Annotated in this window: 7 protein-coding genes; 4 read left to right on the forward strand and 3 right to left on the reverse strand. The window is 66.3% G+C overall.

Features of this window, described 5'->3' with window-relative positions:
* Positions 1-46: 46 nt before the first annotated feature.
* Complete coding sequence (recO, locus tag TO66_RS05415; protein WP_044461359.1) at positions 47-736, forward strand: DNA repair protein RecO; 690 nt, start codon at positions 47-49, stop codon at positions 734-736.
* A 131-nt stretch (positions 737-867) separates the two neighbouring features.
* A complete protein-coding gene (gene pdxJ / locus TO66_RS05420; protein ID WP_044461360.1) occupies positions 868-1,614 on the forward strand; it encodes a pyridoxine 5'-phosphate synthase in 747 nt (248 codons plus the stop codon).
* Positions 1,615-1,658: 44 nt separating this feature from the next.
* Here the strand turns inward: pdxJ and mltF are convergent, their stop codons facing one another.
* Positions 1,659-3,119, reverse strand: coding sequence for a membrane-bound lytic murein transglycosylase MltF (gene mltF / locus TO66_RS05425; RefSeq protein WP_044461361.1), 1,461 nt, complete (start codon positions 3,117-3,119; stop codon positions 1,659-1,661).
* A gap of 287 nt (positions 3,120-3,406) precedes the next feature.
* On the opposite strand from mltF, the gene purL reads away from it, so the two are divergent.
* Together purL and cutA are read left to right on the forward strand one after the other, a co-directional pair.
* Complete coding sequence (gene purL, locus TO66_RS05430) at positions 3,407-7,306, forward strand: phosphoribosylformylglycinamidine synthase (protein WP_044461362.1); 3,900 nt, start codon at positions 3,407-3,409, stop codon at positions 7,304-7,306.
* Between the two features lie 4 nt (positions 7,307-7,310).
* Complete coding sequence (cutA, locus tag TO66_RS05435; protein WP_044461363.1) at positions 7,311-7,622, forward strand: YqfO family protein; 312 nt, start codon at positions 7,311-7,313, stop codon at positions 7,620-7,622.
* Positions 7,623-7,805: 183 nt separating this feature from the next.
* Here cutA and nagE read toward each other — a convergent pair whose 3' ends face one another.
* Complete coding sequence (gene nagE / locus TO66_RS05440; protein WP_044461364.1) at positions 7,806-9,530, reverse strand: N-acetylglucosamine-specific PTS transporter subunit IIBC; 1,725 nt, start codon at positions 9,528-9,530, stop codon at positions 7,806-7,808.
* Positions 9,531-9,559: 29 nt separating this feature from the next.
* Entirely contained in the window at positions 9,560-12,082 is a 2,523-nt protein-coding gene (gene ptsP / locus TO66_RS05445; protein ID WP_044461365.1) for a phosphoenolpyruvate--protein phosphotransferase, read from the reverse strand.
* Positions 12,083-12,095: the final 13 nt, after the last annotated feature.

A 12,095-nucleotide genomic window follows, 5' to 3' on the forward strand; every position in this document is an offset into this window, starting at 1 on the left:
GCCTTGCCGTGTCATCTTCTCAAGCCCTGAGATCCTGCCGACACCCATGTCCAGTCAAGCGCCCATCGGCCAGCCCGCTTATGTCCTGCACAGCCGCGCCTACCGCGAGAGCAGCGCGTTGGTGGATTTCCTCACCCCGCAAGGACGGCTGCGCGCGGTATTGCGCGGCGCGCGGGGCAAGGCCGGGACCCTGGCGCGACCCTTCGTGCCGCTGGAGGTCGAGTTCCGCGGGCGTGGCGAGCTGAAAAACGTCGGCCGCATGGAGAGTGCCGGCACGGCCACCTGGCTCAACGGCGAGGCGCTGTTCAGCGGTCTCTACCTCAATGAATTGCTGATCCGCCTGCTGCCCGCCGAAGACCCGCACCCGGCGATCTTCGAGCACTATGCGGCAACCCTGCTGGCCCTGGCCGAAGGCCGTGCCCTCGAGCCGTTGCTACGGGCTTTCGAGTGGCGGTTGCTGGACGACCTGGGTTACGGCTTCGCCCTGGACAGCGATATCCATGGCGCGCCAGTCCTGGCCGAGGGCCTGTATCGCCTGCAAGTGGACGCGGGCCTGGAGCAGGTTCACCTGTTGCAACCCGGCCTGTTCAACGGCACCGAGTTGCTGGCCATGGCCCAGGCCGACTGGAGCGCCCCCGGCGCGCTGGCGGCGGCCAAGCGCCTGATGCGCCAGGCGCTGGCGGTGCACCTGGGCGGTCGGCCACTGGTCAGCCGCGAGCTGTTCCGCAAGCCCTGAACGGCCGATTTGCCCGGGCACGGACGGGCCCATCCGGGGCCTGCCCTGGGCGCGGTCAAAGCCGGCAGTTATTTTCGCGGGCGGACACTATATGCTGTGCACCGAATCTCTAACTCCTCAGGAGCGCTTCCGTGACCACCAGCAACCGCATTCTTCTTGGCGTGAACATCGACCACGTAGCCACCCTGCGTCAGGCCCGGGGCACCCGTTACCCCGACCCGGTCAAGGCGGCGCTGGATGCGGAAGAGGCGGGCGCCGACGGCATTACCGTGCACCTGCGCGAGGATCGCCGGCATATCCAGGAGCGCGATGTGCTGCTGCTCAAGGATGTGCTGCAGACCCGCATGAACTTCGAGATGGGCGTCACCGAGGAAATGATGGCGTTCGCCGAGCGGATCCGCCCGGCGCATATCTGCCTGGTGCCGGAAACCCGCCAGGAACTGACCACCGAAGGCGGCCTCGATGTTGCCGGGCAGGAAGCGCGGATCAAGGCGGCGGTGGAGCGGCTGTCGAAGATCGGCGCCGAAGTGTCGCTGTTCATCGATGCCGACGAGCGGCAGATCGCCGCCTCGCGGCGCGTGGGGGCGCCAGCCATCGAACTGCACACCGGGCGTTATGCCGATGCCGAAACCCCGGGCGAGGTGGCCGAGGAGCTGCGGCGCGTGGCCGACGGCGTGGCGTTCGGCCTCGGCCAGGGCCTGATCGTCAATGCCGGTCATGGCCTGCATTACCACAACGTCGAGGCGGTCGCGGCAATCAAGGGCATCAACGAATTGAATATCGGCCATGCGCTGGTGGCCCATGCGCTGTTCGTCGGCTTCAAGGGGGCGGTGGCGGAGATGAAGGCGCTGATCCTGGCTGCTGCGGCCAAGGCCTGACCGCAGCGCGGTAGCCGCGGTTTTCGGCGGCGGCTACCGATTGCTCAAAGTGGCGGGGTTTCCTGGGCCGGCTTGGTCTTGTCCACGCCCGGCACATGCAGGTTGCCTTCGGCCACCTGGTCGCCTTCGAGCTGGGGCTGCGTGACCCAGGTCAGGATGTCGTAGTAACGACGGATGTTGGCGACGAAATGCACCGGCTCGCCGCCCCGGGCGTAGCCATAGCGGGTCTTGCTGTACCACTGCTTCTGCGACAGGCGCGGCAGCATTTTCTTCACGTCCAGCCATTTGTTCGGATTCAGGCCTTCGCGCTGCGCCAGCTTGCGGGCGTCGTCCAGGTGGCCGCTGCCGACGTTGTAGGCGGCGAGGGCGAACCAGGTGCGGTCCGGCTCTTCGATCTTGTCGTCCAGCTGATCCTTCATGTACGCCAGGTACTTGGCGCCACCCTGGATGCTCTGCCTGGCGTCCAGGCGGTTGGACACGCCCATGGCCTGGGCGGTGTTCTGGGTCAGCATCATCAGGCCGCGCACGCCGGTCTTGGAGGTGACGCTCGGCTGCCACAGCGATTCCTGGTAGCCGATGGCCGCCAGCAGCCGCCAGTCGATCTTCTCTTCCTTGGCCGAGGCCTTGAAGTGCTTCTCGTATTTGGGCAGGCGCTGCTGCAGGTGCTGGGCAAAGGTGTAGGCGCCGACATAGCCGAGGACGTCCACATGCCCGTAGTAGCGGTCCTTGAGGCGCTGCAGGGTGCCGTTCTTCTGCACCTTGTCGAGGAAGGCGTTGATTTCGTTGAGCAGGCTGTTGTCTTCGCCGGCGGCCACGGCCCAGCTCTGGTTGCTCCCCTCGCCCAGGTCGAAGGCGACGCGGATGTTGGCGAAATACACCTGGTTCATCGCCACTTCATTGGAGTCCACCAGGGTCAGGTCGATCTGGCCTTCGTCGACCATGCGCAGCAGGTCGACCACTTCGACTTCGTCGGACTCTTCATATTGGATGCCGGGGTATTTCAGCTTGAGTTCGGCCAGTTGTTCGGCGTGGGTGCTGCCCTTGAGCACCATGATTTTCTTGCCGACCAGATCGCCGGCATCGGTGGGGCGGGATTGGCCGTTGCGGTAGATGATCTGCGGGGTGACTTCCAGATATGTGTGGGAAAATCTGACTTGCTGCTTGCGTTTCTCGCTGCTGACCAGACCGGCAGCAGCCAGCACGGGGCCGTTGGGCTTGCCCAACTGGTCGAAGAGATCGTCGAGGTTGTCCGCGGTCTCGATCTTCAGGGTGACCCCCAGATCGTCGGCGAAACGCTTCACCAGCTCGTACTCGAAGCCGGTTTCACCGTTGCGGTCCTGGAAGTAGGTGGCCGGGCTGTTACGGGTGACCACCCGCAGCACGCCATCCTCCTTTACGCGCTCCAGTGTGCTGGGTTTCTCAACGCAGGCACTGAGCATCAGGAAGAGTCCGGTTGCGATGAGCCATCGGGCACAGCGCGGACGTAAAGCCATTGGGGAAAACATCTGCGCAGTATACGCAAAGGACAACGGCCGCCATATCTCGACAGCGAAGGGCTTGTCTGCTAGAGGTCCGGGCCCCCCGGCAGGGCCCTTGGGAATGGGCCTCGGGGCCCGGTGCGGCGGCTTGCAACCGCCCTGGCGGGGGAGGCTGGCGAGCCGTTGCCGCAAGGGGCGCCGGCCGGGCCGACATTCGGCCGCGTTCGGGCGTAGCGTTTCGGGTGCCGTCGCGGGCGGTTTAGGCTAGAATGCACGGCCTCAAAGCACACCCCCTTCCCGAGGCTGTCCCGAAGATGTTGATCCTGCGCGGCGCTCCTGCCCTTTCTGCCTTTCGCCACAGCAAACTCCTTGAGCAACTGAGCCAGAAGGTTCCAGCTGTCAGTGGCCTGTATGCTGAATTCGCTCACTTCGCCGAAGTTACCGGCGTCCTGACCGGCGACGAACAGCAGGTGCTTGCGCGCCTTCTGAAGTACGGCCCCAGCGTACCGGTGCAAGAACCTGCCGGTCGTCTGTTCCTGGTGCTGCCGCGTTTCGGCACCATCTCGCCCTGGTCGAGCAAGGCCAGCGACATCGCGCGCAATTGCGGCCTGAGCAAGATCCAGCGCCTGGAACGCGGTATCGCCTTCTACGTGTCCGGTGAACTCAGCGACGCCGAGGCCCAGCTGGTCGCCGACACCCTGCACGACCGCATGACCCAGATCGTGCTGGGCAACCTCGAACAGGCGGCCGGCCTGTTCAGCCATGCCACGCCGAAGCCGCTGACCGCCGTCGACATCCTCGGTGGCGGCCGTGCCGCGCTGGAGAAGGCCAACAGCGACCTGGGCCTGGCCCTGGCCGAAGACGAGATCGACTACCTGGTCAACGCCTTCCAGGGGCTCAAGCGCAACCCCCACGACATCGAACTGATGATGTTCGCCCAGGCCAACTCCGAGCACTGTCGCCACAAGATCTTCAACGCCAGTTGGGATATCGACGGCCAGAGCCAGGAAAAAAGCCTGTTCGGCATGATCAAGAACACCTACCAGATGCACAGCGAAGGCGTGCTGTCCGCCTACAAGGACAACGCTTCGGTGATCGTCGGTTCCGTGGCCGGGCGCTTCTTCCCGAATCCTGATACCCGCCAGTACGGCGCGGTGCAGGAGCCGGTGCACATCCTGATGAAGGTCGAGACCCACAACCACCCGACCGCCATCTCGCCGTTCTCCGGCGCCTCCACCGGTTCCGGTGGCGAAATCCGCGACGAAGGCGCGACCGGCCGCGGCGCCAAGCCCAAGGCTGGCCTGACCGGCTTCACCGTCTCCAACCTGAACATCCCGGGCTTCGAACAGCCATGGGAAAAGGCCTATGGCAAGCCGGACCGGATCGTCAACGCCCTCGACATCATGGTCGACGGCCCGCTGGGCGGTGCCGCGTTCAACAACGAATTCGGCCGTCCGGCGCTGACCGGCTACTTCCGTACCTTCGAGCAGTCGATCAATACCCCGCACGGCGAAGAAGTGCGCGGCTATCACAAGCCGATCATGCTCGCCGGTGGCCTGGGCAACATCCGTGAAGACCATGTGCAGAAAGGCGAGATCACCGTCGGCGCCAAGCTGATCGTGCTCGGCGGCCCGGCCATGCTGATCGGCCTGGGCGGCGGCGCGGCCTCGTCGGTCGATACCGGCGCCAGCTCCGCCGACCTGGATTTCGCCTCGGTGCAGCGCGAGAACCCGGAAATGGAGCGCCGCTGCCAGGAGGTCATCGACCGCTGCTGGCAGTTGGGCGACAAGAACCCGATCGCCTTCATCCATGACGTCGGCGCGGGCGGCATTTCCAACGCCTTCCCCGAGCTGGTCAACGACGGTGGCCGCGGTGGCCGCTTCGAGCTGCGCAACGTGCCCAACGACGAGCCGGGCATGGCCCCGCACGAGATCTGGAGCAACGAATCCCAGGAGCGTTACGTGCTGGCGGTGAGCGCTGGCGACTTCGAGCGCTTCCAGGCCATCTGCGAGCGCGAGCGTTGCCCGTTCGCGGTGGTCGGCGAGGCGACCGCCGAGCCGCACCTGACCGTGACCGACAGCCACTTCGGCAACACCCCGGTGGACATGCCGCTCGACGTGCTGCTGGGCAAGCCGCCACGCATGCACCGTTCGGTGACCCGCGAAGCGGAGCTGGGCGACGATTTCGATCCAAGCAGCCTGGAGCTGGGCGACTCGGTCGAGCGCGTCCTGCGTCACCCGGCCGTGGCCAGCAAGAGCTTCCTGATCACCATCGGCGACCGCACCATCACCGGCCTGGTTGCCCGCGACCAGATGGTCGGTCCGTGGCAGGTCCCGGTGGCCGACTGCGCCGTCACCGCCACCAGCTTCGATGTCTATACCGGTGAAGCCATGGCCATGGGCGAGCGTACCCCGCTGGCCCTGCTCGACGCCCCGGCGTCCGGGCGCATGGCGATTGGCGAGACCCTGACCAACCTGGCGGCCGCGCATATCGGCAAGCTGTCCGACATCAAGCTGTCGGCCAACTGGATGTCCGCTGCCGGCCACCCGGGTGAAGACGCCCGCCTGTACGACACCGTCAAGGCCGTCGGCATGGAGTTGTGCCCGGAACTGGGCCTGACCATCCCGGTGGGCAAGGACTCCATGTCGATGAAGACCAAGTGGAGCGAAGAGGGCGCGGAGAAGAGCGTGACCTCGCCGATGTCGCTGATCGTCAGCGGCTTCGCCCCGGTGCTCGACGTACGCAAGACCCTGACCCCGCAACTGCGCATGGACAAGGGCGAGACCGACCTGATCCTGATCGACCTGGGCCGCGGCAAGAACCGCATGGGCGCCTCGATCCTGGCCCAGACCCACGGCAAGCTGGCCGCCGTGGCCCCGGACGTCGACGACGCCGAGGACCTCAAGGCCTTCTTCGCGGTGATCCAGGGCCTGAACGCCGACGGCCACCTGCTGGCCTACCACGACCGTTCCGACGGTGGCTTGATGACCACCGTGCTGGAAATGGCCTTTGCCGGCCACTGCGGCCTGGACCTGGAGCTGGACACCCTGACCAGCAAGCGTGAGAAAGCGGCGGCCATCCTCTTCAACGAAGAGCTGGGCGCGGTGCTCCAGGTGCGCCAGGACGCCACGCCGGACGTACTGGCCCAGTTCAGCGCCGCCGGCCTGGGCGAAGACTGCGTCGCGGTGATCGGCAAGCCGATCAACAATGGCGAAGTGCTGATCAAGCTGGCGGGCGAAACCCTGTTCAAGGGCGAGCGCCGCCTGCTGCAGCGCCAGTGGGCCGAGACCAGCTACCAGATCCAGCGCCTGCGGGACAACGCCGACTGCGCCGAGCAGGAATTCGACGTCCTGCTGGAAGAAGACAACCCGGGCCTGAGCGTCAAGCTGAGCTTCGACGTCAACCAGGACATCGCCGCGCCTTACATCAAGAAAGGCGTGCGTCCCCAGGTGGCGGTCCTGCGTGAGCAGGGCGTCAACGGCCAGGTGGAAATGGCCGCGGCCTTCGACCGTGCCGGCTTCAACGCGATCGACGTGCACATGAGCGACATCCTGGCCGGTCGTGTCGACCTGAACGACTTCAAGGGCATGGTCGCCTGCGGCGGCTTCTCCTACGGCGACGTGCTCGGCGCCGGTGAGGGCTGGGCCAAGTCGGCGCTGTTCAACAGCCGTGCCCGCGATGCCTTCCAGGGTTTCTTCGAGCGCAGCGACACCTTCACCCTCGGCGTGTGCAACGGTTGCCAGATGATGTCCAACCTGCACGAGCTGATTCCTGGCAGCGAGTTCTGGCCGCACTTCGTGCGCAACCGCTCCGAGCAGTTCGAAGCCCGCGTGGCGATGGTCCAGGTTCAGGAGTCGAACTCGATCTTCCTGCAAGGCATGGCCGGTTCGCGCATGCCGATCGCCATCGCCCACGGCGAAGGCCATGCCGAGTTCGAAAGCGCCGAGGCGCTGCTCGAAGCCGACCTGTCCGGTTGCGTGGCCCTGCGCTTCGTCGATAACCACGGCAAGGTCACCGAGCGTTACCCGGCCAACCCGAACGGCTCGCCGCGCGGGATCACCGGCCTGACCAGCCGCGACGGTCGCGTCACCATCATGATGCCGCACCCTGAGCGGGTATTCCGTGCCGTGCAGAACTCCTGGCGTCCGGAAGAGTGGAACGAAGATGCGGCGTGGATGCGCATGTTCCGTAACGCTCGCGTCTGGGTGAACTGAGACCGTGTACAAGCTCGGCTTTTTCGTCCCGCCCAGCCATGTGGATGAGGTCAAGAGCGCTGTATTCGCCGCCGGTGGCGGACGGATCGGCGCCTACGACCAGTGCGCCTGGCAAGTGCTGGGCCTCGGTCAGTTTCGCCCGCTGGACGGCAGCCAGCCGTTTCTCGGGCAGGCCGGCGAGGTCGAGCAGGTGCAGGAATGGAGGGTCGAGCTGGTGGTGGCCGACGAGTTGATTCGCGACGTGGTGGCGGCTCTCAAGCAGAGCCATCCCTACGAAACGCCGGCTTACGAAGTCTGGCGCCTGGAAGACTTCTAAGGCCCCACCCATGAAAAAGCCCGCTGAACCGTTAACGGTCAGCGGGCTTTTTTGTGCCGGTTCGCTACCCACCCCGTAGGAGCGAAGCTTGCTCGCGATGAACGATAACGCGGTGTGCCAGGCATACAGCGTCGTCCTTATCGCGGGCAAGCCTCGCTCCTACAGCCTGCAGGACAGTCGTTATCAGACCTTGGCGCTGACCTCGCTGCGGTTGATCAGGGTATCCAGCGCCTTACCCAGGCCGGCGGCCTTTTCCCCGATCAGCAGGTGCCAGACGCCATCGTCGAGCTGGCTTGAACCCTGGCAGCCGAGGTTTTTCAACTGGCATTCCGACAGCGCCTTGTTGTCGCCGAGCTGCACCCGCAGGCGAGTCAGGGCGACGCAGTCCAGTTGCAGCACGTTGTCGCTGCCACCGAAGGCGGCCAGCCATTTCTGCGCTTCCTGGGGCGCGATGGGCACCGCGACCGGCGCTTCGTCGGCCGCCACCGCGGCTGGGCTGGTGGCCTCCAGCAGCTTGCCGGCGGTGGGCATGGCCAGGCGGATTTCGTCGGCGATGCTGTCGGCCAGCGGGCCGACCACCACCTGCAGGCTGCCGCCCTTGCCGGGGCGCACCACGGCCATCGCGCCCAGGGCCTTGAGTTCGCTGTCCAAGGCCTTGTTGCGATCGGCCAGTTCCAGGCGCAGGCGGGTGGTACAGGCGCCGACCGTTATCAGGTTGTCCGCGCCGCCCAGGGCCTGGATATAGGCGCCGGCCCGCTGGTTGTCGGTCATGCTGGCCTTTTCGCTACTCGGGGTGTCTTCGCGGCCCGGGGTTTTCAGGTTGAAGCGCTTGATGCAGAAGTCGAACACCAGGTAGTAGATCACCGCGTACAGCAGGCCGACCGGGAATACCAGCCAGCCATTGGTCGAGCGGCCCCAGCCGAGGGCCATGTCGATGGCGCCGCCGGAAAAGGTGAAGCCCAGGTGAATGTTCAGCAGGTTGGTGAGGGCCATGGACAGGCCGGTCAGCAGGGCGTGCGCCAGGTACAACAGCGGGGCGAGGAACATGAAGGCAAATTCGATCGGCTCGGTGACCCCGGTGAGAAACGAGGTCAGGGCCATCGACAGGAAAATCCCGCCCATCACCTTGCGCCGTTCCGGCAAGGCATTGCGGTACATGGCCAGGCACGCCGCCGGCAGGCCGAACAGCATCATCGGGAACATGCCGGTCATGAACTGGCCGCCCTTGGGGTCGCCGGCGAAGTAGCGGGTCAGGTCGCCGGTGACCACGGCGCCGGTCGCCGGATCGGTGAAACTGCCGAAAATGAACCAGGCCATGTTGTTCAGGATGTGATGCAGGCCGGTGATGATCAGCAGGCGGTTGAACACCCCGAACACGAAGGCGCCGAAGCTGCCGCTTTCCATCAGCAACTGGCCGAAGCCGTTGATGCCGTGCTGGATCGGAGGCCAGATCAGGCCGAACACCACCCCCAGGCCGACGGCGCTGAACCCGGTGACGATCGGCACGAAGCGCCGGCCGCCGAAGAACGCCAGGTATTCCGGCAGCTTGATGTCCTTGAAGCGGTTGTACAGCGCGCCGGCCAGCAGGCCGCTGATGATCCCGGCGAGCATGCCCATGTTGATGCTGGCATCGAGCACCTTGAGGGTCGCCACCATCACCAGGTAGCCGATGGCCCCGGCCAGGCCGGCGGTGCCGTTGTTGTCCTTGGCGAAGCCCACGGCGATGCCGATGGCGAAGATCAGCGCCAGGTTGGCGAAAATGGTCTGGCCGGCATCGTGGATGATCGCGATGTTCAGCAGGTCGGTGTCGCCCAGGCGCAGCAGCAGGCCGGCGATCGGCAGGATCGCGATCGGCAGCATCAGGGCCCGACCCAGGCGCTGCAGGCCTTCGATGAATAATTGGTACATGGCGTGTCTCCCGGTGTTCTTGTCGTTCTTCAGCTCAGGGGCCAGTGCTGGTGGCAGGCATGACGCACCGCCGAGGCGCTGCTCAGGTTCAGCAGGTCATGGCTGAGGCGTCGGCATTCGGCGGCGTCCAGCTGGCGGACCCGCTCCTTGATCTCGCCCACTTGCGGCGGGCTCACCGACAGTTCGCTGACCCCCAGGCCGACCAGTACCGGCGTCGCCAGCGGATCGGAGGCCAGGGCGCCGCACACGCCGACCCAGCGACCATGCCTGGCCGCGCCGGCGCAGGTCTGGGCGATCAGGCGCAACAGCGCCGGGTGCAGGGCATCGACGCGGGCGGCCAGGCCTGCGTGGTCACGGTCCATGGCCAGGGTGTACTGCGACAGGTCGTTGGTGCCGATGGAGAGGAAATCCGCGTATTCGGCCAGTTGCTCGGCGAGCAGGGCGGCCGCCGGGACTTCGATCATCACCCCCAGCTGCGGGCGCTGGTCGATGCCCAGCCCGGCGCACAGGCAATCGATGCGCTCGCGGATATGCAGCAACTCGTCGAGTTCGCTGACCATCGGCAGCAGGATGCGGCAGCGTTGCAGAGGGCTGACCTGTAGCAGCGCGCGCAGTTGCTGGTCCAGCAGTTCCGGGCGGGCCTGGGCCAGGCGAATGCCGCGCAGGCCCAGCACCGGGTTGGCTTCCACCGGCAGCGGCAGGTAGTCCAATTGCTTGTCGCCACCGACATCGATGGTGCGGATGATCACCGACTTGTCGCCCATGGCGTCCAGCACGCCCTGATAGGCCTGGCGCTGTTCCTGCTCATCGGGAGCGGTCTGGCGGTCGACGAAGAGAAACTCGGTGCGCAACAGGCCGACGCCATCGGCGCCATCGGCGTGGGCACGCTGGGCTTCCTGGCTGGACGCGACATTGGCGGCGACCTCGATTGCCAGGCCGTCGAGGGTCCGGGCCGGCAACCGGGCCTGTTGCTGTTGTTGTGCACGGCGCTGCTGACGGGCCAGATGGGCCAGGCGCACCTGCTCGATGCGCGCATCGTCCGGGGTCAGTTCCAGGCGGCCGTGATCGGCATCCAGCACCACCTGCCGTTCCTGAGGCAGGTCGAGGATTTCCGGGCCCAGGGCCACCAGGCAAGGCAGGCCCTTGCCGCGCGCGAGGATCGCCACGTGCGAGGTAGCGCCGCCGGCGGCCATGCACAGGCCGGCCACGCCCTGTTCGCTCAGTTGCAGCAGGTCGGACGGGGTCAGCTCGTGGGCCGCGACTATGGCGCCGGCCGGCAGTTGGTACTGCCAGGCTTCGCCGAGCAGGGCGCGCAGGACCCGCTGTTGCAGGTCACGCAGGTCGTTGGCGCGTTCGGCGAGCAGGGCGCTGCCCAGTTGCAGCAGTATTTCGCACTGTTCGGCGATAGCGTCGCGCCAGGCGTGGGTAGCGGCGCGTCCCTGCTCGATGCTCTGCCGGGCGGCATCCAGCAGCGTGGGGTCTTCCAGCAATGCCAGGTGCGCGGCGAAGATTGCTTCTTCCTGGGCATCCTTGCGCTGCCGGGCGTGATTCAGGGTGGTGCGAATGTCGTCGCGCACCTTTTCCAGGGCCAGCTCCAGCGCATGCTGTTCTTCCTGAGGGTGGTTATCACCACTGTCGTCGGGCAGGGTCATGGCGGTCAGGTGAAACAGCGGCCCGCAGACCAGCCCCGGCGCGGCGCAGACCCCCTGGATCACCCCCGCTTCGGCCGAACGCTGCGCGGCGGTGGCCTTGCTGACAGGCGCCGCGGCGTGGGCATCTTCGGCCAGGGGCGTGGTGAGCGCGTCCAGCAGCGCCAGCAGGGCGGCCTTGCAGTCCTTGCCCTGGCAACTGACCCGTACTTCGTCCTGCTCGCCGACGCCCAGCCCCATCAGGCTGACCAGGCTGTCGCAGGAGGCCGACTTGCCGTTGAAATGCAGTTGCGCCTTGCTGCTGAACCCCTGCGCGGTCTGGCGTATCAGCGCCGCCGGCCGGGCATGCAGGCCTCCGTGGTGATGGACCCGGGTCTGGCCTTCGGCTTCCTCGGTCGAGCTGTCCTCTGCCTGCGCCTGGGCGCCGTTGCTCGCGCGGGGGACGATATGCAGCAGCGGCTCGCCGACCTTCACCGATTTCAGGGTGATGGGCAGCGTCTGGAACTGGTCGCCGTTGGTCAGGATCATCAGGCTGATCAGGCTCTTGCTGCGTTGCGCGACCTGGTCGAGATCGAAGCGCAGCAGGGCCTGCCCGCTGCTGACCCGGGCGCCTTCCTGCACCAGCATGGAAAACCCCTCGCCCTGCAGCTGGACGGTGTCCAGGCCCAGGTGCAGCAGCAGTTCGGCGCCGTTGTCGGCGCGCAGGGTCACCGCGTGGCCGGTGCGCGCGGCATGCACCACCACCCCGGCGCAGGGCGCGTGCAGGATGTTGTTCAGTGGGTCTATGGCAATCCCGTCGCCCATCGCGCCGCTGGAAAACACCAGGTCGGGCACTCTGGCCAGGGTGAGCACCGGGCCGCTCAAGGGAGCGCCGAGCGTCAGGTCTTTATTGTTGTTGTGCATGGCGCAGTACTCG

The organism is Pseudomonas sp. MRSN 12121 (genome assembly GCF_000931465.1).
Taxonomy (GTDB): Bacteria; Pseudomonadota; Gammaproteobacteria; order Pseudomonadales; family Pseudomonadaceae; genus Aquipseudomonas.

Bases quoted from the DNA above. Each gene is read 5' to 3' on its own strand.
- recO (WP_044461359.1), top strand. From the start codon at position 47: ATGTCCAGTCAAGCGCCCATCGGCCAGCCCGCTTATGTCCTGCACAGC.
- mltF (WP_044461361.1), bottom strand. From the start codon at position 3,119: ATGTTTTCCCCAATGGCTTTACGTCCGCGCTGTGCCCGATGGCTCATC.
- purL (WP_044461362.1), top strand. From the start codon at position 3,407: ATGTTGATCCTGCGCGGCGCTCCTGCCCTTTCTGCCTTTCGCCACAGC.
- nagE (WP_044461364.1), bottom strand. From the start codon at position 9,530: ATGTACCAATTATTCATCGAAGGCCTGCAGCGCCTGGGTCGGGCCCTG.
- ptsP (WP_044461365.1), bottom strand. From the start codon at position 12,082: ATGCACAACAACAATAAAGACCTGACGCTCGGCGCTCCCTTGAGCGGC.